General features: G+C 31.3%; 19 protein-coding genes and 1 pseudogene. 5 read left to right on the top strand and 15 right to left on the bottom strand.

Going from position 1 to position 25925, the window contains the following annotated elements:
* Positions 1 to 460: 460 nt before the first annotated feature.
* Positions 461 to 1717 carry an MFS transporter gene (locus tag NST87_RS01430; protein ID WP_019469025.1) on the bottom strand — a complete coding sequence of 419 codons (1257 nt, stop codon included), beginning with the start codon at positions 1715 to 1717 and terminating at the stop codon, positions 461 to 463.
* A gap of 360 nt (positions 1718 to 2077) precedes the next feature.
* Between NST87_RS01430 and NST87_RS01425 the strand changes: the two genes are divergently transcribed.
* Together NST87_RS01425 and NST87_RS01420 are read left to right on the top strand one after the other, a co-directional pair.
* Positions 2078 to 3667: an L-lactate permease gene (locus NST87_RS01425; RefSeq protein ID WP_019469026.1), complete on the top strand. Its 1590-nt coding sequence runs from the start codon at positions 2078 to 2080 to the stop codon at positions 3665 to 3667.
* A gap of 492 nt (positions 3668 to 4159) precedes the next feature.
* Positions 4160 to 4819, top strand: a complete 660-nt coding sequence (locus tag NST87_RS01420; protein WP_019469027.1) for a glyoxalase/bleomycin resistance/dioxygenase family protein — start codon at positions 4160 to 4162, stop codon at positions 4817 to 4819.
* A gap of 126 nt (positions 4820 to 4945) precedes the next feature.
* On the opposite strand, the gene ssuE is transcribed toward NST87_RS01420, so the two are convergent.
* Positions 4946 to 5485, bottom strand: a complete 540-nt coding sequence (gene ssuE, locus NST87_RS01415; RefSeq protein ID WP_019469028.1) for an NADPH-dependent FMN reductase — start codon at positions 5483 to 5485, stop codon at positions 4946 to 4948.
* A gap of 594 nt (positions 5486 to 6079) precedes the next feature.
* Here ssuE and NST87_RS01410 point away from each other — a divergent pair.
* On the top strand, positions 6080 to 7312 hold the full coding sequence (locus NST87_RS01410; RefSeq protein ID WP_019469029.1) for an ArgE/DapE family deacylase: 1233 nt from the start codon (positions 6080 to 6082) through the stop codon (positions 7310 to 7312).
* 187 nt (positions 7313 to 7499) lie between these two features.
* Here the strand turns inward: NST87_RS01410 and argB are convergent.
* The 11 genes and pseudogenes from argB to NST87_RS01355 form a co-directional block, all read right to left on the bottom strand.
* Positions 7500 to 8261, bottom strand: a pseudogene (gene argB / locus NST87_RS01405) (acetylglutamate kinase).
* A gap of 12 nt (positions 8262 to 8273) precedes the next feature.
* On the bottom strand, positions 8274 to 9512 hold the full coding sequence (argJ, locus tag NST87_RS01400; protein WP_019469031.1) for a bifunctional glutamate N-acetyltransferase/amino-acid acetyltransferase ArgJ: 1239 nt from the start codon (positions 9510 to 9512) through the stop codon (positions 8274 to 8276).
* Positions 9513 to 9535: 23 nt separating this feature from the next.
* On the bottom strand, positions 9536 to 10567 hold the full coding sequence (argC, locus tag NST87_RS01395; protein ID WP_019469032.1) for an N-acetyl-gamma-glutamyl-phosphate reductase: 1032 nt from the start codon (positions 10565 to 10567) through the stop codon (positions 9536 to 9538).
* Between the two features lie 45 nt (positions 10568 to 10612).
* Complete coding sequence (gene rocD, locus NST87_RS01390; RefSeq protein ID WP_019469033.1) at positions 10613 to 11800, bottom strand: ornithine--oxo-acid transaminase; 1188 nt, start codon at positions 11798 to 11800, stop codon at positions 10613 to 10615.
* A gap of 372 nt (positions 11801 to 12172) precedes the next feature.
* Entirely contained in the window at positions 12173 to 13510 is a 1338-nt protein-coding gene (locus NST87_RS01385; RefSeq protein WP_019469034.1) for a gluconate:H+ symporter, read from the bottom strand.
* A 202-nt stretch (positions 13511 to 13712) separates the two neighbouring features.
* Positions 13713 to 14378, bottom strand: coding sequence for an ABC transporter ATP-binding protein (locus NST87_RS01380; protein WP_340721247.1), 666 nt, complete (start codon positions 14376 to 14378; stop codon positions 13713 to 13715).
* 10 nt (positions 14379 to 14388) lie between these two features.
* Entirely contained in the window at positions 14389 to 14985 is a 597-nt protein-coding gene (locus tag NST87_RS01375; protein ID WP_230620708.1) for a hypothetical protein, read from the bottom strand.
* A 47-nt stretch (positions 14986 to 15032) separates the two neighbouring features.
* Positions 15033 to 15311 (bottom strand): hypothetical protein, encoded by a 279-nt coding sequence (locus NST87_RS01370; protein ID WP_230620709.1) that lies wholly within the window; start codon positions 15309 to 15311, stop codon positions 15033 to 15035.
* Entirely contained in the window at positions 15308 to 16474 is a 1167-nt protein-coding gene (locus tag NST87_RS01365; protein ID WP_019469037.1) for an ABC transporter permease, read from the bottom strand. Before NST87_RS01365 ends, NST87_RS01370 begins: the two co-directional genes overlap by 4 nt.
* Positions 16475 to 16493: 19 nt before the next feature.
* On the bottom strand, positions 16494 to 17999 hold the full coding sequence (locus NST87_RS01360; protein WP_340721244.1) for a DUF6583 family protein: 1506 nt from the start codon (positions 17997 to 17999) through the stop codon (positions 16494 to 16496).
* A gap of 339 nt (positions 18000 to 18338) precedes the next feature.
* Positions 18339 to 19751 (bottom strand): MFS transporter, encoded by a 1413-nt coding sequence (locus tag NST87_RS01355; RefSeq protein WP_019469039.1) that lies wholly within the window; start codon positions 19749 to 19751, stop codon positions 18339 to 18341.
* 211 nt (positions 19752 to 19962) lie between these two features.
* Here NST87_RS01355 and NST87_RS01350 point away from each other — a divergent pair, with 211 nt between their 5' ends.
* Positions 19963 to 20901: a nucleoside hydrolase gene (locus NST87_RS01350; protein WP_019469040.1), complete on the top strand. Its 939-nt coding sequence runs from the start codon at positions 19963 to 19965 to the stop codon at positions 20899 to 20901.
* Between the two features lie 105 nt (positions 20902 to 21006).
* On the opposite strand, the gene NST87_RS01345 is transcribed toward NST87_RS01350, so the two are convergent.
* The gene (locus tag NST87_RS01345) at positions 21007 to 22149 is read right to left on the bottom strand and encodes a CapA family protein (RefSeq protein ID WP_040030302.1); all 1143 of its coding nucleotides are present in this window, start codon (positions 22147 to 22149) and stop codon (positions 21007 to 21009) included.
* A 377-nt stretch (positions 22150 to 22526) separates the two neighbouring features.
* Entirely contained in the window at positions 22527 to 23153 is a 627-nt protein-coding gene (locus NST87_RS01340; RefSeq protein WP_019469042.1) for a nitroreductase family protein, read from the bottom strand.
* Between the two features lie 395 nt (positions 23154 to 23548).
* On the opposite strand from NST87_RS01340, the gene NST87_RS01335 reads away from it, so the two are divergent.
* Positions 23549 to 25705, top strand: coding sequence for a bifunctional glycosyltransferase family 2 protein/CDP-glycerol:glycerophosphate glycerophosphotransferase (locus tag NST87_RS01335; RefSeq protein ID WP_071562186.1), 2157 nt, complete (start codon positions 23549 to 23551; stop codon positions 25703 to 25705).
* The last annotated feature ends 220 nt before the right edge of the window (positions 25706 to 25925 follow it).

The raw sequence follows: 25925 nt of genomic DNA, 5'->3' as shown, positions 1-25925 counted from the left end.
TACTTTAAAAACATATCTATATACAATCACGACTTCATTTTCAACGGTTAAGCAAACAAGATTTCTGACAATAAACAGCGTGGCAATCATTGAACTAAGTTGTGCTTTCTTACACTATATTTTAAGTATATATAGGAAATTAATGATGTAGTCACTAGCTCATTGGAGGTGAATATATATGTTAGATTTATTATTTGCCACTATTAAGCAAATTGCTGCTCATTTTGTTTCAGGTGGTTTTCAAGAAAAATAACTCTCTTTATCCCACATCATCTCAAACTCATTGCATAATCATCCTTTAAAAATGAATAAAAAATAGGCATACAAAATCAAAATCCATCATTTTGAAACTGTATGCCCGTTTTTTTATTATTTACTAATCTCAAACTTATACTATTAGATATATCCTTCACCAAACCAAGTACTTACTTTTTCATAGCTTCTACATAAATACTTTACGCTATGATGCAAAATTTTCAGCTTTCTTTCGTGCTCTTTCTTCTGGTGTTTTTAAAAAGCGTGTCATGATTGCACTAGCAACATATAATCCAAATATTAAGTACATCATACCTTTCACACCAATACTGTCATAAAACAATGCCACTAATCCTGGTCCTGCAAATACACAAAGACCAGCTCCTAAATTTAAAATTGCCATTGCAGGCCCCTTATCCCCATCATGAACTAATGAAGGAACAAGCGCAGAAATAGGGACAAAGCCTGCTAAACACATGCCCCATAAAAATCCTACAGCACCGACAATAAAGATATTACCTGTAAATAGTTCAGGGACAAAATACAGCCCTAACGTAAATATTGCACATCCTACACCACCAATATAGGAAATTGTATTTTTCCAGCCAATTTTATCACTCAACGCACCGAAAATTAGATTGAAAATAATATTAGCAATAAAAATTGTTCCCCAAATATTTAACCAAGTTGTAGTCGCAATTCCTTTGGAAGCTAAATAAATCGGCAGGAATAATGGAAAAGCATACTGTGCTGCTTGGTTAATGAATCTAACAACACATGCCACTGCAACACGCGGTTCTCTTTTTAGTATCGTTATACCTGCAAGCACTTCACTAAAGTGTTTTTTAAAGCCGTGACCTTTTTCTTCAATAATAAACTGATCTCTATTTACAAAAACTGCTAAAAATGTTCCTATTAACACCCAAATAATCGCAGTCCATAATGTAAAGAAATGTCCAAATAACTGAATTGCAAACGAAGAATAAAATGATCCTAGAACACTAAGCCCTCCTGTAAACACAAACCAAAACCATCCTACTGCAGCGCCTAAACGTTTTTGCGGAGAACGATAAGCAACCCAAACCAAAAAAGAATAAGCAAATAATGGATAGCCAAAACCTCTTATTGCATAAGAAGGAATCATGATATTGTAGTTCATCGTTGGAATTGCCAAACCAACGAATATTGCATGACCTATGATATATAACCCAGTCCCTAATAGCATTACTTTTCTTGGACCAATAATTTCTACCAAGACACCTGATAACCAAGACCCAATGGCTATCGTCACACCATAACATGTTGTCAAAATCGCTGTTTGTTGCACGGACAGTCCATGATCATGTAAATAAGGACTAATCCATGCTAACTCCAGACCATCCCCCATCATAAATATTAATACACCAACATATCCCCAAAATAACGTTGGAGGCATGCCCATTTTAGTTAATTTATCACTCATATTACGCACCCCTTATAAATCAATCATTGATATTAGAATTGATTTAAATATTTTCTTCCGATTTTTGCGACTATTACTTTGTAAACGCTTTCAAATATTATTATTATATTATTATATTTTTTCTAATAACGCAAATTTATTTTCGTTTATTTTCGTTTTACGACACAAATGAATAAAATCAATAAATATAGACTGTTAAAGTTAAAGAAAAAATATATGCATAACACTTAATTTTTTTAGATTAAAAATATATTTTTTATACATGATTGAAAATTTATTTGTAAACGTTTACAATGAAAGTTATTTAAACATCATATGACTAGATGATTATTAAATTTTTATGAGGGAGTTTTATATAAAATGATGTTATTAGTTGCTTTCAGTGCAGTAATCGTACCTTTTTTATTTCTCGTACTCTTACGTATGTCTGCTTTAAAAGGAATGATTATTAGCGCTATCGTTGTTACAATTTTAGGGATATTTGTATGGGGGATGCAAGGTAATGTCGTTATTGCTTCTATACTTCAAGGTACACATAAAACATTAACGATACTTTACATTTTATTCGGGGCGCTCGTTTTACTTAATACATTACGTCAGACAGGTGCCGTAAACCGTATAAATGCAGGATTCAAAAAAATTTCACCAGATATGCGTGTCCAAGTAATTATTGTCGCTTTCTTATTTGGTTCACTTATTGAAGGTGCTTCAGGATTTGGTACACCAGCAATGGTTACGGCACCTTTAATGGTTGCTTTAGGTTTTAGACCTATGATTGCTGTTGTTACAGCATTAATTGCCGACAGTATTGCCGTGTCTTTCGGAGCAGTAGGTACACCAGTTATTGTTGGGTTGAGTACTTTAAAAGAAGCAAATCAATCGTTTTTCCAGTCTACAGCTGAACAAATAACTGTATTAGATTTATTAAGTGGTATTTTCATACCTATTATCGTAATCGCTACAATAGTGATTTTCTTTGGAAAAAACAAGAAACTAAAATCTATTATTGAAATTTTGCCGTGGCTAGCTTTAATAGGTATTGTATATGCCGTGTCTGCCTTTGTATATGCACATGTATTTGGTGCAGAATTTGTTGCTATATTAGGATCATTAACAGGACTTGTAGTAGCAGTCTTAACTGCAAGTAAGGGGTGGCTATTGCCTAAAACAGTGTGGAGAGATGGCTTAGATGACACATACGAAGCAGATAGTACGGAACATTCTATGAGTTTACTAACTGCTTGGGCACCTTATGTAATGGTTGTTATCTTACTTCTATTAACGAGAACGGTGCCAAGTATTGAATATTTCACCACACATGTCCTTGATTTTTCTTGGAATAATATTTTAAATTTCTCTGAAATATCATCTGAATGGCAATTTCTTTATTCACCTGGAACAATTTTATTATTATCTGCAATTTTTGCGATTATAGTTCAAAGAAAATCTATTAAGGATTTTGGTAATGCAAGTTTAACGTCTCTATCCACAATAAAAATTACTGGTATTACACTTATTGCTACACTCGCTATGGTACATGTTTTTATTAACTCTGGTATAAATGCACATGACTTAATTAGCATGCCAGAATACATCGCCAAAAATATGGCCAACACTTTAGGTCCTATTTGGCTATTTGTCGCACCATTCTTAGGTGCTTTAGGTTCATTTATTACAGGTAGTGCAACTGTTTCAACGTTGACCTTCTCGCCTATTCAATTAAATATCGCCAACTCTATTGGTGGAGATCCATTTATTGTATTAGCTGCACAAATCATTGGTGCAGCTGCTGGTAATATGATTTGTGTGCACAATGTAGTAGCAGTGTGTGCAGTGGTTAATATGCCAGGTAAAGAAGGTAGTGTCATAAGAAAAACATTAGGACCTGCACTTCTGTATTGTATTTTAGTTGGTATTAGTGCTTATATTATCTCATTATTATTCACTTAGTATAAGCAAGTCTGATATACAAACATCTTGAACTAACAAATCGGAGTGAAATATTGGAATCTAATTTATTTAAAACCATTTTTTCATTTCGTTCTGACAAAAAAGGCTGAGACAAGTTGAAGTGTCTCAGCCTTTTCTTTTTTATGAAATTTTATCGATCGCATATTATTATATACATAGATCAAATACCATTTCTAGTTCAACTTTATGTATTTCGCAGCTCTTAAAGTGTTAATAATAAAAACTGTTTATTATCGTACACAAATACAAAAACAATTGTAAATAAAATATGTATTGTGTATATATTTTAAAAAATTCAGTTGTAGTAAATAGCGTTAAATGGTTTCTGAAAATAGGCTTTATTGTTACTTAAAGCGTATTATTTCATATAAAATTCTTATTATTATCATATTGATTATTATTTTGATAAAGTACAAGTAAATTATTTATTATATTTATATGTTAAACATGAGGATTGGATGGGATTTGTTTATGAAAATTGAAAACATTAAGTTATTCACTTCAGAGTTTGAAGAGACATTCCAATTTTATGAAGAAATTTTAGAATGTCCTGTTCGTATGATTAGTCAGGAGGCTTTTACAGTTGAAATTGGAGAGACTCATTTGTGTTTTCAACAAACAAACGATGATGTCCAACCATTTTACCACTTTGCAATTGATATTCCATACAACCATTTTTATGATATGAAACAATATTATCAAAATATATTATTTCTATTGATGGAAGATGGTAAACATACGACTTATTTCGAATCTTTTGTTGCGCATTCATTTTACTTTCAAGATCCATCAGGGAATGTCGTTGAACTCATTGCACGCATTTCTAATATTACGGATGACCCTGAATTTTCAAGAATTAGTGAGATTGGGTTCGTTTGTAATGAAACAAGAGAAGTCTTTGAAGCATTATCAAAATATCATTTAAATACATATGAAAATCAAACATTTGTACCAGATGATTTAAATTTTATCGGCGATCATTATGATGACAGTTTTATTTTACTGACACCAGAAAATAATAAATGGCTATTCTCTGATCAATTTTCTGAAGCCCATCCCATATGCATTCAGACAAATGAATTTAAATTAACCTTAGATAACCAAGCTCAGTGGCACTTAAATGAGCTATAAAAAATAATGAGCACACAATATCAATTTACAAGTTTTGATACTGTGTGCTCATTTTTTATTACAGTTATATTATAGTTAATACTACGTTTATCGTAACTTTTGATATAATCCGTATTCCAAATACATTTATTCTTTAACTTGTGACTTGTCGCTGACAAATTTCTTTAAAGTTTTATTTAATCCATCTTTCGCTTCTTGATCATAACCATAGCTACCATCTTCATTTTGTGTGATGTGCTTATCTAATATAAATCTGCCTTTATGAATTGTATCTGCACCTAGTTCTTTAATCACTGGATCAAGACTGTATTGGATTGCCAATACATGTGCAAATGTGCCACCTAAAGCTAATGGTAGTACTGTTTTACCAGTAAATGCTCCACGTGGTAATAAGTCTAAGTATGTTTTTACGATACCTGAGTAAGCTGCTTTAAATACTGGAGATACTATAATAATACCATCTGCATCTTCTATCGTTTTATGCGTAGTATTTATTGATTCATTAGAGAAATCTGCAGTAATTAAAGCCTCAGCATCTAATTGATGTACATGGATGACATTTGTTTCGATGCCCTCAGCATTCAAATATGATTCCGCATAATCTATAATACCTGTGAGTCTTGATTTAAGTTTATTGCCTCCAGCAATAATTGCTACTTTTGCCAATATGATTATCCCCTTTCTATATAAAATTTCCATATATATCACTGTTATTTTCATTCTTAACTATTTAAAAAATATATGAAAAAATAAAATAATTTGGAACCAAATTCCACTTCTTTAGCGTATCATCAAATACGGGTAAAATCATAGGAAATGATTTGAAATATTACAATAATTATTTTGCATTCTTTTCTTTCATATTCAAAAATGCATTCATTAATGCCACTTAAATATATAAATTTAATTTATAACATTGAATATGGTATTTCCTTGGAAATAATGATGTTCTATTCAAAGCTATATGCTGATCATTACCTAAATCCCTTTATAAATTACCGCTTCTAACTTTACTTCACAAACTGTTATGGCATTTAACTTTCCAATTGATGTATTGCCTATATTCGTAACACATATTTAATTTTCAACATTACACGCCAGAATGTGCAATAGTACAAATACAGTTTATTTTGTTTTCATTATTAAAGATTTTACAATATAAATAATTTTGTTATATTCTTTTTAAAAAAATCGTTTTGCTTTAAAAACCTTTTTTTCTAGATGTATACTTAATTTAGACATACAAAGGAGTGATACACAATGAGTACATTTTCTAATGAAGAAAAAGTACAAATCTTATCAGATATTGTAGCGATTGAAACAGTAAATGATAATGAGCTTGAAGTTTGTAATTATTTACAGCAATTATTTTCTAACTACGGAATTGAATCAAAAATTCAAAAAATTGATGAACGACGTGCTAATCTTATTGCTGAAATCGGTGAAGGGAATCCAGTAATTGGTATCTCAGGTCATATGGACGTGGTTTCTGCAGGTAATAAATCTCAATGGACATACGATCCATTTTCGCTTACTGAGGATGATGGATTTTTATATGGTCGTGGCGCAGCAGATATGAAGTCAGGACTTGCTGCGTTAGCAATTGCACTGATTGATATTAAACAATCTCAAGCACTGCAACAGGGTCGTATTAGATTTTTAGCAACTAGTGGCGAAGAAATGGAACAACTTGGTTCCCAAACTTTATATGAACATGGTTATATGGATGACGTTGATGCATTACTTATAGCAGAACCTTGCCAAGATATCATGGTATACGCACATAAAGGTTCTATGGATTATCGCATAACTTCCTATGGTAAATCAGCGCACAGCTCTATGCCTGTAATGGGCATAAATGCGATAAACCCATTGATCTCATTTATACAAGATATCGATGACGCTTATGCTAGAATTTCCAAAGAAGTTCAGGGAAAAGCATTAGATTTTACAAAATTTATTGATAGAATTAAACCTTCATTGCCTGCAACAACAGCACTTGAAGATGTAGAATCTGCACTGCAAGGTTTAGTTATAAGTAATACATTAATTAAAGGTGGGGTACAAGTTAACTCTGTCCCTGAAGAGGCTGATGCAGATTTTAATATTCGTACAATTCCAGAATATGATAACGCACAAGTAAAAGCATTATTCTCAAACACAATTAAAAGTCATAATGATAAAGGTGCAAATTTATCAAGCAACTTATATTTAGACCTAGATCCAGTTCTTACTACTGGTGATAATAGCCTAATTAATACCGCTCAGACTATAGCTAAATCTCTATTTGATAAGGACTTTATTGCTTCTCCAATCGGTGGCGTTACAGATGCTTCAAACTTATTAAAAAATAAGGATGAAAATTTCCCTTTCTTAGTATTTGGTCCTGGTATTAAACCACATCAAATTGATGAATGTGTGGAAAAAGATATGTACTTAAAATTCATTGATTTTTACAGTGAACTTTTAACAACTTATTCTAAAAATCTTTAGTTTTTGATTTAATTAAATCATCTTTAGCTATATAAAAAAGCTCAGAACATAGTAAATGTCTGGGCTTTTTTATATATAGGGCACGAGATGATCGACTTGTAAATTTACCTTTAAAATTTCGTCCTTGTCTGAGTAGGACGATGTCATTATTTTTAAAAAATTGTGTATATGCCACTCATAGTAAATATTATTTACGGATTGTAGTGCCTACATTATGGCCATGTTGCAGTTTTTGAATAATATGTGTTTCATTCCCTGCAGCAATAACCACTTTTTGGCACCCCATTTCTATTGCTTTTACAGCATCTTGTACTTTAGGTATCATCCCACCATATATTAATTTTTGTTCAATATATGTTTCGATGTTTTTCGCATTCAGTGACGGTTGTACTTTTTCGTTGATTAAAACGCCTGGAATGTCGCTTAATAAATAAATTGGTGCATGTAAAGCTTGCGCAAGTTTGTATGCCAGTGTATCGGCGTTAACATAATATACTTGAGACGTCGTTTGATTAGCACCTATAGATGCGATGACTGGTAGAAAAGATTGAGTTAAAGTTGCGATAACACTAGTATCTATATGAATAGGTTCACCAACAAAACCATATTTTAGATCTAATGGTTTAATATCAAATAATTGGGCATCTATGCTATTCATACCAATACTTTGAACACCAAATTAATTGATTTTATTGACTAAACTAGGATTCACTTGACCAATTAATGTTTGGGTCGTAACAGAAAGTACATCGTCAGTAGTAACTCTCAAACCATCTTTAAATTTTGAGTCTACTTTTTGTAATTCTAAAGATTGATTTATAAAAGGACCACCTCCATGGACGATTATCGGATTATAACCTTGATTTTTTAATGCAATAATATCTTCAATTGTAGAATCATGCATATCCGTCAAAGTGCTTCCACCTATTTTAATTACAATGTAATCCATATCAAACACCTCTTAAGTTCTATATGACGCATTTATGCGTACGTATTCATATGATAAGTCACAACCATAAGCGGTAGCGTCCCCTTCTCCCTCACCGACAGTAGCCTCTATAACGATGTTATCTGCTTCCAATTGTTGTTTTAAATAAGCTTCATCAAATGCTACTGACATGCCTTGTTTAAACACAGAAACTTGACATAATTTCACATTGGTTGCATTAGGGTCTATATATTTTGATGCGTACCCCATCGCTGTTACAATTCTTCCAAAATTTGCATCTTCACCATGAATTGCTGTTTTAACTAAGTTTGATGAAACAATGCTTTTCGCTATTTTTCTAGCCTCATGAATATCTATTGCACCTTTAACCTTAGCTGTCACCAATTTTGTAGCGCCTTCACCATCTTTTGCAATCGACTGAGCCAAATAACGTGCAACATAATTGATAGCATAAACAAATTTTTGCCACTCAGGATGATTTTCATCTAACGAATGATGATTAACTTGACCATTTGCCATACATAAGACCATGTCATTCGTGCTAGTATCACCATCAACAGTAATCATGTTGAAAGAGTGATCTGTAGTTTGACGTAAACATTGATTCAATGCCTTACTATCAACTTTTGCATCTGTCGTTATAAAACCTAGCATAGTCGCCATATTAGGATGTATCATCCCAGAACCTTTTGCAGTGCCACCAATTGTTACTGTTTGATTATCTATGTCTACTTTTACAGACAAATGTTTCGTGATCGTATCTGTCGTTAAAATCGATTGATTAAAATAAGCACTTTGATTAAATGAATCTTCTAAAACATGATCGACGCCATATTTTATTTTATCCATAGGTAAAAATGAACCAATAACGCCTGTCGAAGCAACACCAACATGATGTGGTTCTATGTTTAATCGTTCAGCCACCCAACTTTGCGTATCTTTCGCATCTTGTATACCTCTATCTCCAGTGCATGAATTCGCATTTGCTGAATTAACTACAACTGCCTGCAATGTTTGATTTATGTTGATACTATCTTCAGTTACTTTAAGAGGTGCCGCTTTGAAACGATTAAGGGTATATACACCTGCTGCAGTTGCTTCTGTCGTAGAATAAATCCAACCAAAATCTTTTTTCTTTCTTCTTAAACCAGCATGAATACCACCAGCTATAAAGCCCAATGGTGATCCTACGTCGCCATTAATATCTACAGTAATTTGATTGAGTGTATCTATTGTTTCAATATCTTTCATCTCATCTCTCCTTTCACATTTTATTAAGGATAAATTGGTAACTGATTCAAACCAGTTGCCTCATCTAAACCATAAAGTAAATTTAAATTTTGGATTGCTTGACCACTAGCACCTTTAACTAAATTATCTATCACTGATACGATGACTGCTCTTTGATTTTTTTCATCTACATATAGACCTATATCGCAAAAATTACTACCATACACTTCTTTTGTTTTAGGGTATTCTCCCAAGTCTCTAATTCTTATAAATGGTTTCTGTTCATAATTATTTTTATAAATAGCATGTAAATGCTCAGCTGTCGTATATTCGTTTAACTTCACATAAATTGTAGATAAAATGCCTCTTGTCATCGGTACTATATGCGGGGTAAACATCACATTACACTTTGTTCCTGCAATTTTAGATATATACTGTTCTATCTCTGGTTTATGTTTGTGATTTCCAATTGCATAAGCACTAAAATTTTCATTCATTTCAGCGTAATGCACATGTTGTGCTAATGAACGTCCTGCTCCTGAAACACCCGTTTTTGAATCAATAATAATTGATTGAATATCGATTACATTTTGAGCAATCAGAGGATGTAAAGCTAATAAAATAGAAGTAGGAAAACAACCAGGATTTGCTATCAATTTTGTGCGTTGTGAATCTATTTCACTCCACTCTGCAATACTATAAAGTGCCTTATCTAAAAGTGCTTGTTCTGCAGCTGGTTCACCATAAAATGTTTGATATAGATTTCTATCCGTCAGTCTAAAATCCCCTGACAAATCAATCACCTTAACACCTTTATTAATTAAATTTGGTGCTAAATGTTTGCTGACATTGGAAGGTGTTGCAAAAAATATAACATCACAAGACGTCGCTTGTTCATTTAATTCAGTATAATTAAGTGCGATATGGTTTAAATGTGGAAATGTTTTACTGATTGGTTCATCAATCTTAGAATGTGAAAATACATATTTAATTACGACGTTAGGATGATGTTGTAATAAACGTATAAGTTCTACCGCACCATAACCACTTCCGCCTACTATTCCAACTGTTATCATCTGCTTCAAACCTTTCTGAATATTCGGAAATTTTAATGTGCTATTTTATTTTTTCTCAAGCACTTCTTTAATCACTTCAGCAATTTGGTTAATCTCATCTTCACTAATAACTAACGGTGGTGCAATTCTAATAACATTGCCTTGTGTTTCTTTACACAACACACCTTTTTCTATCATTTCCAAGCAATAGGGCTGCGCTTGTTCTGTTAATTCAATACCGATAAATAACCCTCTCCCTCTGACATCATCAATAATTGGACTATCAATAAGTTGTAAATGGTTCAGCAATATTTGGCCTAATTCAGCGGAATGTTCAATTAAATTTTCGTCTAGCAAAACATCTATGGCTGCCATCGATACTGCGCATGCAAGTGGATTACCGCCAAATGTAGAACCATGCGTTCCGGGTGTTAAGACATTCATGATTGTTTCATTTGCTAAGATAGCTGAAATAGGATAAAGTCCTCCACCCAATGATTTGCCGAGTAAATAAATATCTGGCTCTACACCTTCCCATTCCATAGCAAACACCTTGCCTGTCCTACCTAGTCCAACCTGTATTTCATCGGCAATGAATAAAATATTATGTTGATTACATAAATTACGCACTTCTTGAATAAAATAGTTTGGAGGAATATTCACGCCACCTTCACCTTGAATCGGTTCTAAAATAATGGCCGATGTATTGTCATTAATCAATGCTTTCAAATGTTCAATATCTCCAAATTCTATATAATTAATATTATCTAGCAATGGGCCAAATCCTTCTTTGTAATTATCTTGGGCAAATAAAGATAAAGACCCTAGTGTACGACCATGAAAATTACCTTTCATAGCAATGATTTCACTTCCATTTTCTTTAATACCTTTGACATCTGATCCCCATTTTCGTGCTATTTTAATTGCTGTTTCCACAGCTTCAGTCCCAGTATTCATAGGTAGTACTTTGTCTTTGTTTGCTAACTTGCAAATTTTTTCTTCCCATTGTCCTAAGTTATCACTATATAAGGCACGTGATACCATAGTTATTTGCTCGCTTTGTGCTTGAAATGCTTCAATAATTTTCGGATGACAATGTCCTTGATTTACTACTGAAAATCCTGCTATACAATCAATATAACGCTTACCTTCTACATCCCATACTTGCGCACCTTTACCTTTGGCTAATGCTAATTTCAAAGGACTATAATTATTTGAACTATATTGATCTGTTAATTCGAATAATGCATTCATTCAATACACCAACCTTATTATTATTCTAATATTTGTATTAATATTCATGAATATTACACTTTTAAATATAATAAGTCAAAAGTTTATTTAAATAATTTTTTATAAAAATATTAAAAAAGGCTTTAAAACAAACAAAAAGGCATCTATCAAAATTATAAAATTTCAATAGATGCATATAATTCATTGTATACAATTTGCATATCATAATTTAATGTTTAAGATAATATTCGTACTAATATTCAAATTATACATTTAGTCATTTTAACAACTGTGGTAAGGATATATTTAAGTGACATGCCACATCAAATAACTAACAAGGGGTATAGAGCGGAACAAATCACCATTTTTTATTCTGCTCATACTATTGTTACTTTACATAAACAAATCCATGATTAATACAATGACCAAACCAACAATAGAAGATGTAAATAATAAAAGTCCCCAAGTTTTAAATGTATCTTTAATCGTTATATTAAAATACTCTTTAAATAACCAAAATGATGCGTCATTCACATGCGTAATCGTGTTACTACCGGCAGCAGTTGCTAAAACCATCAATACTGGATTAACATTAAAAGTAGGAATTAAAGGCCCTACAATTCCAGCTGCAGTTATTGCTGACACCACGCCTTGTCCTGTAGCAATACGAATAAGTGCAGTAATTAACCACGCCATGATTAGTGGTGAAATATTTGTATTTTGCATAATTTCCGCAATATAATCACCCACATTTGCTTTTAAAATGATTTCTTTAAATGCACCACCAGCGCCAACAATAAATATAATTGTTGCTACACCTTTCAATCCACTTTCAAAAGATTTCATCAAATCATCCATCTTTTTACCTTTTCTTAACCCAAAGACAACAATTGATGTAAGAATTGCGATTATAAGACTAATTTCTGCACTCCCAAAAAATGATACAATTTCATGCCATAAAGTGTCTTTAGTTATAAACATACTTAATATTGTTGAAAGTGAAATTAAAATAGCAGGAATTAATGGTATTAATAAACTCATTCCAAAACTAGGCATTTCACTTTCACTAAATTCTTTATTTTTCTGTAACAATGGTGGCACAGGATAATTTAAATTTTTCATCATTTTGGGTAAAAGAATACCTGCAATCATTACACCAGGTATAAAGACGACCATTCCTAAAATGTATACCATTCCCATATCAGCTTGATAAGCATCTACCAATGCAGTAGGACCTGCTTGAGGTGGAAATAAACTATGAGAAAGTGTCGTTGCGGCAACCATAGTAATAGCCAATTTCATAAATGGTATTTTAGCTTCAATTGCAATACTAATCACTAAAGGAGCTAAAATCATAAAGGCTACTTCATAAAATACAGAAATACCGAAGACAGCGCCAATAATAATCAATGCCCAATGTACATGCTTTGCACCAAATTTATTAATTAACGTGGTAGCTATTCGCTGCGCCGCACCAGAGTCAACCATTAACTTACCTAAAATTGCACCAAAACCAATAATAAGCGCGAGGCTACCTAACGTTGAACCTAATCCCTCTTTAATTGTATCTAATATTAGCATCGGTTTCATACCGTTCAACAAGCCAACAGCAATAGCTGCAAAAATCAAAGAAAAAATACTGTTAATCTTTAATTTAATATTTAAGAATAATAATAATGCTACGCCAATAATAAGTGATATTATCGGTAAATGCTCACTCATAAATGACAATTTAAGCCCCCCAGTCAAACCAATTTTATGAAAACGTATTCACAAACTCATATTATACACCTTTTATTTCAAAATAACAACGTTGTTATTTTAGGTGTTTGACCTTTATAAAAATTAAAAAGCACTTACAAAGCGAATGGTTGAAATTCACCTTGCGAGTGCTTTTTCAGGAGTGAAGGCTCGAATTATCTTGAAACTAAAGTTAATTTTGATAACTTTCAAATTGCCATTGTTTATCTGATAATACTTTTTTATAAAAAGGATCGACACCTATAACTTTAATACAATCTGCCAATGCCTCTACCTCATCTAAATGATGTGTTGTTAATATAATCAAACAGTTTCGCTTCATTTGATTCAGTAAATTATGAATATCAAACCTTGATTTCAAATCTATGCCTACCGTAGGTTCGTCTAATATGAGAACTTGTGGGTTGTTCAATAAACCAATTAATACATTTACTTTACGTTTTGTCCCTCCAGATAGACGAGAAACCGTAACGTCCAAATCATCGATATTTAATTGTTCCATATATTTTGTAATTAGCGCGTCTGATATTGCGTTTTTACATAAAGCTTTAAAACAATTGATGTTTTCTGCGACAGTCATATGCTCAAATAATGCAATATCTTGTGGGACATATCCAATCATTGCTTGTAATTGCTTTTTAGATAACTTTTTTCCAAAGTACGTAATTTCACCTTGATCGGGTTGCTCTAACCCCGAAAGCATTCTTAATAATGTTGATTTGCCAGCACCATTTTCACCTAATAGCAAAGTTAATTGTTGATTTTCAAATTTCATATTTAGAGATTGAAAAATTATATTATTATGATATTTCTTCTGCACATGTTTTAATGCTATCATCCCATCACTCCTAAATTTGTATAAAGACATAAATCACACTCATGACAAGCGCATATATAAACGTCATAAATAACCTATGACTCAGTGTGTTAATTTTAAATAATAGATACGCAACACCTGCTTCAAATATTACAATAATGAAAAGTGATTTTAAATAAAATATCCATGATAGCGACTGATGAAACAATAATGCGCTTATAATTAATATCATTAACAATAAAATCGTATGTAAAAGTATGTATGTAACATACAATTTCAACTGACTAAATTGTACTAAAAAAATTCTAATCAACGGACCGTTCTGTTTTAACCTTTGGTGTAAAATAATTTGCACACTACTGATACACAACAATATCGCAAAAATAACGCTCAATGATATAGAAGTTTCTGAATGTGACTTCACAAAATAATGTGCAATTTGCGATTGAGGCGTCTTGTCATCCAACATTTTATTCACTCTAGTCAAGGATGTACGATCACCATTATCATCTAGATGACTTTTAACGATATTAGGTATCTGTTGTTCATATAATGACATACTTATGATTTCTAAAGTAATATCACCAATAAAGTCATCTCTTCCATATAATAAAATACTTTCCTTCAAACGATTGTCATGTAACTGTTGACTGTAATTTTCCGGTATTTGTAAACTTACAATTGCTTCTTTTTTTCTATATATTCATCCAAATATGTTTCTTCTGTTGGCACTTCGATTTTAGTAATGTATTCGTTACTTGTGATGCTTTTGATTAAACTTTTTGAAGCAGCTGATTGATCTAAATCTTGTACTGCCACAGGAATTTGAAATGATTTATTTAACGTTTTATACACACCCCATATAGCAATTAAAGAGAGTAATAAGATACAGATAAAGGCTAAATGTTGTTTCCACTGTTTTTTTACAATTATGAAGAAATAGGGTTGAATCATGAGCGATACCTCCCAATCACTATCAGAACTAAGATAAAAATAGATATAAATAGACTACTATAAAAAGTTATTGGTACATCTAAAATATAATTATTCAATACAATTTCTAGCATTTGATTTGTTACAAAACTAAATGGTAAGTAATCAACCATACTCAAAATAGAATGTTTAAAATAAATTGTTGGTATCGTCATCCCTGATAATACAATAATCAATGTACTCAATATACTTTTGAGTACGTAGTTGATCCATTTAAAAGCAATTAAATCAATAATGGTTAACCAAATAATAATCATCAAGACATAGTAACTAAGTTGAATTACAATCGTTAACCAATTATAGCTTTCAAATTGATTAGGTATGGATTTAATCAGCCAAAGCGCACCGAAAAATGTCCATAATCCTGTATAAAATAGCGTGAATATACTTCTTATCAACGTTAATTTTTCAAAAGAAAAATGATACATACTTAACCTTGACCACAATGCCCTCGTTTGGTTCATTTTCAAAATGGTAAATAATGACAAAGCGAAAATATAAATAGACGCTAAATAAGTTGTAATCACATAATAACTTACACTGTCATATATATGTATAGGTTCATAATTAAATGCACCAGTACGGTTTAGTCCCGTAAACAATAAATCTGTGAGTAGCATCAATGTATGGTCTTTATCATTATGTGATGATAATGTTGTATAAGTTAGACCGCCACCCATCGATAGCATGAGTCTTTGATATACTGAATCTGTTAACTGATTAATAACTAGACTTTTTGTCGATTGCTTATCATATGTATGTACTGAAATGGGCAAACTTCCATTTTTATAAAAATCATGTGTCATGCCTTTTTCAAAAACATAATAACCCTCTAAAGTTTTATTTTCCAGCTTTTTTTCAGCTACTTTTTGATCATACTTTTTTAGGCTAATATCCTTTCCCAAATTGGCACCGTCGCCTAGTGATTTCAATATGATTTGCGTTTCTGGAGACTGATCTTTATCAACAACACCAATTCTAAATTTATCATTATCTTGATTTAATTGCTGAATCACTATTAAAGTAGCAAATAATCCTATAACTAAAATAAATAAATATAGTAATAAATACCATTTTTTTAATAAAAAAGAGTGGTAAATGCGAAACAATTGTAATGTTTTCATTTTACCACTCTCCTTTTAGTTATTTTTTAAAATCTTTTGCTAAATCTTTAACGATACCTTCTGCTTTTTTAGAAATTTCCTTTTGTAATTTTTTCAAATCGCTATCGGACAATTCATTTAAATCTTCAGCACCTGATTTTTCAAATTTAATATCGTCTTTAAGTTTTGTCTCACCTTTGATATTAAATGTAACTGGTTGATATTGAACGTCTGTCGTCAATTTGAAATCTTGTTTTTGTGTATTATTTTTTACGTCAGTTTCTAAATTATTATTATATTCAAATTCAGTTTTGCGATAATTTGCATCTACACTCACTTTACCTTTATCTGTACGTTTGTCACCATCTTGAGTTTCATTGTTTGATAGTTTTATCGTAGATTTCTTGTAACTTTCGTTAGCTCCAATAGTATAATTATCTTTATATTTGTCATCGTCTTTTGTTGATTTACCTTTCAGTGATAGTTCAGTATCATCTGCAGTAATTTTATAATTCATAGCTAATTTGTCATCATCAATTTGATTCGTTCCTGTTAATTTTACCTCTGAATCATTTTTATCCTTAGCAGTTAATTCACGTTTTAAAATCAGATTATCTTCTTCCCAAATCACAGATTTAATACTTGGAAAATCATTTTTATCTTGATCTTTCACTTCTTGTATAGCTTCATCAATTTTATCTTCATAATCTTCTGTTTTGAATTGATCTTCTGCAATTTTTTTAATATCTTTATCTTTCTTAGCTTTTTCCAAAACTGATTTCACGATCGCTTTTGTTTCGCCTTTGCTAAGTTTCAATGTCACTTTCTTAACATCTTTTTCATCACCATCTACATCAATCGTAGCATTTTCTTTTTCAAAATTATCTTTGTCTAATTTATCTATGACAACATCTGTATATTTACTGCTTAATTTTTCTATATCTTTTTGTGAAATTTGAGACCCTGATAATAATGAGTTTAAGTTTAATGTATCATTTGTCAATACACTCTCTTTACCTGTAGTGCTTGATGTATCCCCAGTTATTTTTTCATAAACGTCTACAAGTTCGTCATTTTTAGCTTTGTAAATATCGTTAAACAATGGTGATGCATAATATTGATTATCTTTGTCTGCAGCCCATTGAAACTTCCCAATTTCATTGTCGGCTATCGTTGGATTTAAAGCCAAAATTGATTTTTCTTTTTTAGGATCGTGTCCCACTGTCAATCCTATTTCAGAAGCATCCGCAACAGACTTAGGAATACCTGATGATTCTAATAAATTTTTTGGAACATCAGCATTTGCCTTTAAATCGATTAAATATGATTCATCTTTCATTTTATCTTGAAATTTAAATTCATTTTCAAATCGATCCTTAGCATATTCTTGAAATTGGTTAGCTGTTTCCTTTTCGCTCAATAAATATGTGTTTTTAGGTGTGTTTTTGGTAAAAAAGTAATAAGCAGCGCCCCCAATACCAGCAATTAAAAGCACACCAATTACAACTGAGATAACAATTTTTACTGTTTTAGATATACTCTTCAACCTCCCATTAACTTTAATTGTTTTAATAATACCACAAAAGGCTTAATAATAATTTATTTATTTGATTTTTCTTTTATTTTTTACTTGCGCTTTAAATTAATTACTAAACATTTTTAATATATGTAATATATCATTACATCCAATCAATTGTGCACACAATACTTATATAATTGATACTTTTATATAAGCTTTTAATTTGTAATTTATTCATAACTGACGAATTACAATACGAATATAAAATGAGCTCCAAAAGATTACTTTTATCAGCAATCTTTTGGAGCCCAATCTTAAGCTCTAAATTCTAAAACAGTTTGTTGAAAAACTGTAATTTTAGTCACTCTATGTTGTACTATTTTTTTCATGCTTAACTTCTTTTTCCCACCATAATGCATCTTTTGGATTTTGAATCACATCTTCGTAATCTTTTTGAGATTCTACATTAGGATATGATCCTCTTAAAGATTTATTAGATGTTGATTTGAACATTGTTGCAAAGATAATTAGTCCAACAATATTTATAAACATTAAATAGTAAGAAGGTGCAATTTGTTGGCCGGTTGTTTCTACTAGTGTAGAAAGGATAAATGGTGTTAGACCACCAAAAATAGCAGCACCTATATTATATACAAGCGATAGTGTGCGCAATCTAACTTTAGTATGGAACATACTTGGTAACACTGAAGGCATAACACCTTCAAATGTTGACATAAATAGTGCAATGATAAATAAACCTAAGACTACTAAAGGCAACACTGGTATACTCATTAACCAAAAAGCTAACACTGAGAATAAACTGAAGCCTACTAAACCAAATATAATCGTCCGTTTATTTCCAATTTTATCACTATACCATCCGAAGAAAAATACGGCTGGTATCATGAGTAACATGGTAATTGTACTTAATATTGAACCCATCGTTCCACCTAAATTAATCGTCGTATTCAAGAACGAAGGCATATATGATAATACCATGTAATTAGCTACATTTAAGAAGGCTACACCTGTAAAACAAACGACAACATCTTTCCAGTAATATTTAAAGATGTCTAAATATGAATATTCTAATTCTTTTTGTTCTTCTAGTGTAGACTCATAGGCTGGACTTTCGTCAAGACTTGAACGAAGTATAATACCTACAATACCTAATGGGGCTGCTATGATAAATGGAATTCTCCATCCCCATTCAGCCATCTGCTGGTCATTCAACAAACTATACATTGTACCAGCAAGTATTGCAGCTAATATATTCCCTGCAAGTGTTCCTACTTCAAGTCCGCTACCTAATTTACCTCTTGTTTTATCTGGAGATGTTTCAGCAATATAAGTCATTGCTCCTGCATATTCACCACCAGTGGAGAATGATTGAATCATTCGCACTACTAATAATAGTATTGGTGCCCAAATACCAATTTGTTCCTGAGTTGGTAACAAACCTAACATTAATGTAGAGGCAGCCATTAATAAAATGGTTGTAGATAAAACAATTTTTCTACCATATTTATCTCCCAAATGACTGAAAAATATTCCTCCAATTGGTCTTACAATAAATGCAAAAGCAAAGACGGCAAAGGTTGACACAATTTGCATTTCTTGTGGTAAATTACCAAAGAAATTCGCACTGATAACTACTGCCAATTGTGCATACAATCCAAAATCAAACCATTCGATTGCGTTACCTATCCCCGTTGCTACTACACCTTTTTTAGCCTGATTCGAATCTACATGATTCACTTTTTCTTTTTTAAACTTCACAAATAAAAACACCCCTTATTTATTTCCATAGATATAACATAACCTTTACGCGTATATATAAACACTTTCATTCTTTATTTTCAGAATTTCCCTACTCAATGACTATTAATATAGCGTTATTACGATTTGTGAAATTTTGTTGAATGAACTTATCTTAATAACTGAATTTGGTATAATGATTTAAAATCATTATATTTGGAGGATTTCATTTATGAAAAAAGTTTATTTTAACCATGACGGTGGTGTAGATGATTTAGTCTCACTTTTTTTATTAATTCAAATGGAAGAAGTTGATTTGATTGGTGTCAGTGCAATTGGCGCTGATAGTTACGTAGAACCAGCTGTGAGTGCTTCACAAAAAATTATAAATCGTTTTTCATCAACGCCTATCCATGTAGCAGCATCGAAAGAACGCGGCAAAAACCCATTCCCTAAAGATTGGCGTATGCATGCATTCTTTATGGATGCTTTACCTATACTAAATGAACCTACTTCGCAACACTCCAAATTGCTAAAACACGCAGCATATGAAGATATTATCGAAAAAGTAAGCGCAAGCGATGAAAAAGTCACGTTATTATTTACTGGACCGCTTACGGATTTAGCTAAAGCTATCACTATCGAACCAAAACTCGTAAATAACATTGAACGCTTAGTATGGATGGGAGGAACGTTTTTAGATAAAGGTAATGTTGAAGAACCCGAACATGATGGTACAGCTGAATGGAATTCATTTTGGGATCCTGAAGCAGTTAAAACTGTTTTTGATACAACACTAAAAATTGATATGGTCGCTTTAGAAAGTACAAATCAAGTACCTATGACTTGGGATATCAGACAAATGTGGGCAAACGAACGCGCGTATACCGGGGTTGATTTTTTAGGTGTAAGTTATGCTGCAGTGCCTCCACTCACACATTTCCAAACAAATTCTACATATTTCTTATGGGATGTCTTAACTACTGCTTACATAGGTAAACCAGACTTAGTAAAACAACATGATGTTAAAACTTCTGTTCATGTTGATGGCCCTAGTCAAGGAAGTACATACATCGATGAAGAAAACGGTCGATTAGTTTCTGTGGTACATCATGTTGAACATGATAGTTTCTTTAATTACATCACAAATTTAGCTAAGCAAGTAAAATAAATATATGTAAATCAAAGAAGAAGCATAATCAAAATATGTGAATTGATTATGCTTCTTCTTTTTATGTTTAAAAATATATGTTTTGCTTTTATAAACAGTTAATAATCAGAAACTTTCTTCTGTTAAAAATGCAGGATCAATATGTGTTTTAGTGATTTGCTCTAAACGTTGTACGTTAACGTCACCTTGCTTTGTTTGATTTAACCCATGCCTATGAGCCAATTCATTATTATATTGATTCAATGGATACATTTTAAAATTTTGTTTCTTATTTTTATACACCGTAGTTCCCAGCTCATAATGTGTTACCAGTGATTTCCATTTAACCTGATTAATTTTAGTTTGTTTCGGAGACTTTTCAATATTGAACGTTAAATTGCCTCCCAGTATATTGTTTTCATCACCTGTTGCTTGACCATTCAAAAAATTTCCCAGGGAATAAGCCACTAGTGTTTTATGATTATCTTTACCTTCAACCCACTTCACAGGTTGAATGACATGGGGATGCGTCCCAATCACTACATCTACACCAGCATCCGCAAACACTTTCGCAAATTTCTTTTGTGTTTTATTTGGGTTATGTTTACCTTCATTACCCCAATGCGCTGAAACGATGACAACATCACTTTGTTTTTTAGTCTTAGCCACATCTTTTTTAATTTGTTTTTCATCAAAATAATTAATGTAATATGGTTTATCAGATTGAATATCATTCGTGCCATATGTATAACTCAATAAAGCTATATTAATATCGTTTTTATTCATGATTTGGATTTCATCTCTATTGTTTTGCGAATTGTATGTCCCAAAATATTCAATATCATCGAATTGCTTCCATAGTGCAATTTCATTCATAAGTCCGCTCGTCCCTTGATCTAATGCATGATTATTAGCACCGTTTACTAAATTGAACCCTGTATTCGATAAATCTTTTGCTAAAGCTTCTGGTGTATTAAATCGCTTAAATCCAGACAAACCTTTACTATCTCCACCAATGGGAGATTCTTGATTTATATAAGCTATATCTGAAGCTTCAATATCTTTTTTTAAATGACGATACATTGGTTTAAAATCAAAATTTCCATTGTGCATCGAAGCATCATTATATACTACTGGATGAATTAAGTTATCTCCCACTGCATAAAATGAAACATTATGGTTCAAATGCTTAATATTTAATAAACAGCAGGCACTACCTACGATAAAACATAAAAACAATAAAGGAAGTAAAATTTTATATCTCAACACCTATACCCCCTTTCATACAATATAAATTGTTGAAATATTTTTAGAATTATAAATTCAATCGTTTCATACCTTTATAAACTATTTATATCATAACAAACTTTAAATAATTAAGCTTTTATTACATATATTCAAATGAATTTAATGTTTTTTGTGTAGTAAGTACGTTTTAAAAAAGCACGCAAACCCTAGTTGGACTCGCGCGCTTTTTTTGAGTATCAAATTTTACGTATAAACTCTTTTTGTTTTTATTAACTTATAATTTTTGTCCTTTTAAAAATGCAAATTCATATTTAGGTCAATATTACACCTCAATAATAATCTATTTACTATTGAAATTATTACTAATAATTAGACGAATTTTATCAAAATTATAATTTTTAAACATATTTTGTAACAGTTTCTGCTGACAATCTGTATGATTCATGTCCAGGATTTTTAGCCTTTCCAATTGCAACAATCATTACTGGTTCAAAACGTTCTGGATCTAAATCGAATGCTTCAGCAATTTGATCTTTTTCAAAACCACCAATTGGATTTGTGTCATAACCATAAGATCTAGCAACGAGCATAAATTGCATTGCTGCTAAACTACTATCAATTTTAATAATATCATTCATTTCTGAACGATTTAAACTTTTATATAAGGGCAATATTTTGCCTAACATTTCAACTTTTACTTCTTCAGGCATATAACCATTTAAAACTGCATTATGATAAATATCTTCTCCATATTCATAATTTTGCATGTCGCCAAATATAATAACCATAGCTGCGGATGTATCGTTTTGGCGTGTATTAAAACGAACAAGTGGTTTCAATTTTTCTTTCCCTGCTTCACTTTCAACCACTAAAAATCTCCACGGTTGCATATTCACAGATGATGGCGCTTTGGTTGCCTTTTGTATCATCTCATCCATTTCTGATCTAGGAATTTTAACTTGCTCATCAAACACTTTCACAGATTTTCTATTTAATACAACATCTTCAAAATCATTATTTTTCATTTCAAAATTCTCCTTAGTCTTTTTTTACAAAATCAAATTATACGCAATTTGTTATATTTTACAAATCATCTGTTTAAAATTTTAATGATTTTTAAAGTTTGAGAACAACATTACTTCGACCCATGAATTTCCTATAATGAAGTTTTTGATTTATCAAAACAATCAATAAACTAAGAAAAATATTTTTTTCTCAATAAGTCATATATAGTATAATTAAGATTAAACAATAGTTGATGTTTTGAATATATATTTATATTGTAGTAAAATTAAAAAATCCGTTTTAACTCCAAACGGTGAAATTGCTTTTTAAAAAAACACCCTATTATTTTGAACATTAGCAGACGATGTGTGCTATTCAAATAATAAATAGAGTTAATGGAAAAAGAGGTAAAATAATGAAATCTGTATCTGTTATTGTAACTTATTATAACTCAGAAGATTATATTGAAAAATGCTTAAACAGCTTAAAAAATCAAAGATTCCAAGATTTTGAATTAATATTAGTTAACGATGGTTCAACTGATAATTCAAAACATATTGCAACTGAAACAATCAAAGATTGGAACATCTCAATTAAAGAAATTGATTTAACTCAAAACTTTGGACATGCTTACGCAAGAAATACCGCGCTAGAAGCAGTAACATCACCTTATTTTATATTTATAGATTCTGATGATTATCTTGCATCTTACGCGCTCGCTTTTTATATGAAACATTTAAATCAATACGATGCTTTAATTGCACCTATTCATTCTTTCACTTTAGATGTGCCACAATACGTTGACCAAAATTTAGTGAAAGTGCAATATTTAAACACCAAAACAAAATCAAATCAGTTTCTGCGTAAACATTCTGTTTGTAACATTGTTTTTAAAACAGCTATCATGCGTGGACATAATATTAAATTCAATGAAGATTTAGATATCTTTATCGATTGGTCTTTCGTCTTAGAATTTATTAAATATTCTAATGGTTTTGTAAGAATCAGTAGATTCCCTTTCTATATTAAAGGAGAAATCTATGATCCTTTTGAAAAACCGACTTTATCAACTCAAGATTTCAATATTATTTTTAATGACTATGTATATAGCTTTTCAGACGCTGTAAAACGTGCGCCTTTAAAAGAAAATAAAAAATTCATAAAAACTAAAATGAAGAATTTATATAGAGATTCTTTTGAACCGTCATTAAGAAAAACACCAGAAAGATATGAATCAAATAGCGAACTTTTACCAAAAGTCACTAGACAGTTAATGACTACAATATTCAAGAGTGAAAAACCATTATTTATTTTAGAATCATTAATGCTTATGTTTAATAAGAAAACACCAGCATTTAAAGTTAATAGATTTAGAAAGCGTGCTCGCTTAGCCAAAAATGTTGTTTTACGTCGAAAAAATAAAAACCGTTCATTATATCAACTTACAGATAATGAAAACAAAGTTAAGCCGAACACAATCATTTTCGAAGCTTTTGGTGGTAAAAATTATAGTGACAGTCCAAAGTATATCTATGAATATATGATGAAATACCATCCAAACTTTGAATTTATTTGGGTATTCAGAAAACCTGATCAAGTATATTTACCAGGACCTGCTAAAAAAGTTAAAAAAGGTTCACAAGCTTACTATGAAGCATATGCTAGCGCGAAATACTGGGTAACAAATGCGAGACTACCTTTATACTTGAATAAAAAAGCTAACCAAGTTTATATTCAAACTTGGCATGGAACACCTTTAAAACGTTTAGCAAATGATATGAAAGTCATCCGTATGCCTGGAACAACAACTGATAACTATAAACGTAATTTCAAGGAAGAAACAAGCAGATGGGATTATCTTATCTCTCCAAACGCTTATTCATCTAAGATATTTGAAACAGCTTTTTGGATGCCGCCAGAAAAAATACTTGAAATTGGTTATCCTAGAAATGATGTCTTAGTTAATCGTGCAAATGATCAAGCTTACATTCAAGAAATTAAAGAAAACTTAAACTTGCCTGAAGACAAAAAAGTAATTATGTACGCACCAACTTGGCGTGATGATGAATTTGTCAAAAAAGGAAAATATTTATTCGACTTAAAAATCGATTTAAATAACTTGCAAGAAAAAATTGGTGATGACTATGTTATTCTATTAAGAATGCATTACCTTATCGCTAACGCATTAGATTTAAGAGGTTATGAAGATTTTGCAATTGATGTATCAAATTATAGTGATATCTCAGAATTATATCTTATTTCTGACTGTTTAATCACAGATTATTCTTCAGTAATGTTTGATTATGGTGTGCTAAAAAGACCTCAAATCTTCTTTGCTTATGACCTAGATAAATATGCCAAGGATTTAAGAGGCTTCTATTTAGATTATCACAAAGATTTACCGGGACCTATTTATCAAGATGCATATAAACTAGCAGAGGACCTACAACACTTAGATCAAATTGAAAATGACTATAAAGCTGAAATCAATAAGTTTTATAACGATTTTTGTTCAATTGAAAATGGTAATGCTTCTAAAGCAATCGCTGATTTAATTACTAAAAACCAATAAATATTGTATGATGCAAAGGGCATGGATATACATGCTTATGCTCAAAATAAGAGGGCAAATCCTTAACAATGGATTTGTCCTCTTTATATTGTTTAAAATCTTCCGATTTTGATCGTGCATGCTTGCCTAGGGATATGGCTCGAGCCTGTAGTCTCTCACTCATATCATTTCCCCGGGCGTCAGCACGATTGCAAAATCGTTTGGAATATTTATCAAAATA

Source organism: Staphylococcus sp. FSL W8-0271, from assembly GCF_038006605.1.
Lineage (GTDB): Bacteria > Bacillota > Bacilli > Staphylococcales > Staphylococcaceae > Staphylococcus > Staphylococcus cohnii.
The sequence above is the reverse complement of the archived record's forward strand: the minus strand, read 5'-3'. Positions and strand labels throughout refer to the sequence as shown.

What these genes read in the sequence shown, in the direction of transcription:
- NST87_RS01430 (WP_019469025.1), bottom strand. Translation starts at nt 1,717, where the DNA reads ATGAGTGATAAATTAACTAAAATGGGCATGCCTCCAACGTTATTTTGG.
- NST87_RS01425 (WP_019469026.1), top strand. Translation starts at nt 2,078, where the DNA reads ATGATGTTATTAGTTGCTTTCAGTGCAGTAATCGTACCTTTTTTATTT.
- NST87_RS01420 (WP_019469027.1), top strand. Translation starts at nt 4,160, where the DNA reads ATGAAAATTGAAAACATTAAGTTATTCACTTCAGAGTTTGAAGAGACA.
- NST87_RS01410 (WP_019469029.1), top strand. Translation starts at nt 6,080, where the DNA reads ATGAGTACATTTTCTAATGAAGAAAAAGTACAAATCTTATCAGATATT.
- argJ (WP_019469031.1), bottom strand. Translation starts at nt 9,512, where the DNA reads ATGAAAGATATTGAAACAATAGATACACTCAATCAAATTACTGTAGAT.
- argC (WP_019469032.1), bottom strand. Translation starts at nt 10,567, where the DNA reads ATGATAACAGTTGGAATAGTAGGCGGAAGTGGTTATGGTGCGGTAGAA.
- rocD (WP_019469033.1), bottom strand. Translation starts at nt 11,800, where the DNA reads ATGAATGCATTATTCGAATTAACAGATCAATATAGTTCAAATAATTAT.
- NST87_RS01380 (WP_340721247.1), bottom strand. Translation starts at nt 14,378, where the DNA reads ATGATAGCATTAAAACATGTGCAGAAGAAATATCATAATAATATAATT.
- NST87_RS01370 (WP_230620709.1), bottom strand. Translation starts at nt 15,311, where the DNA reads ATGATTCAACCCTATTTCTTCATAATTGTAAAAAAACAGTGGAAACAA.
- NST87_RS01365 (WP_019469037.1), bottom strand. Translation starts at nt 16,474, where the DNA reads ATGAAAACATTACAATTGTTTCGCATTTACCACTCTTTTTTATTAAAA.
- NST87_RS01350 (WP_019469040.1), top strand. Translation starts at nt 19,963, where the DNA reads ATGAAAAAAGTTTATTTTAACCATGACGGTGGTGTAGATGATTTAGTC.
- NST87_RS01340 (WP_019469042.1), bottom strand. Translation starts at nt 23,153, where the DNA reads ATGAAAAATAATGATTTTGAAGATGTTGTATTAAATAGAAAATCTGTG.
- NST87_RS01335 (WP_071562186.1), top strand. Translation starts at nt 23,549, where the DNA reads ATGAAATCTGTATCTGTTATTGTAACTTATTATAACTCAGAAGATTAT.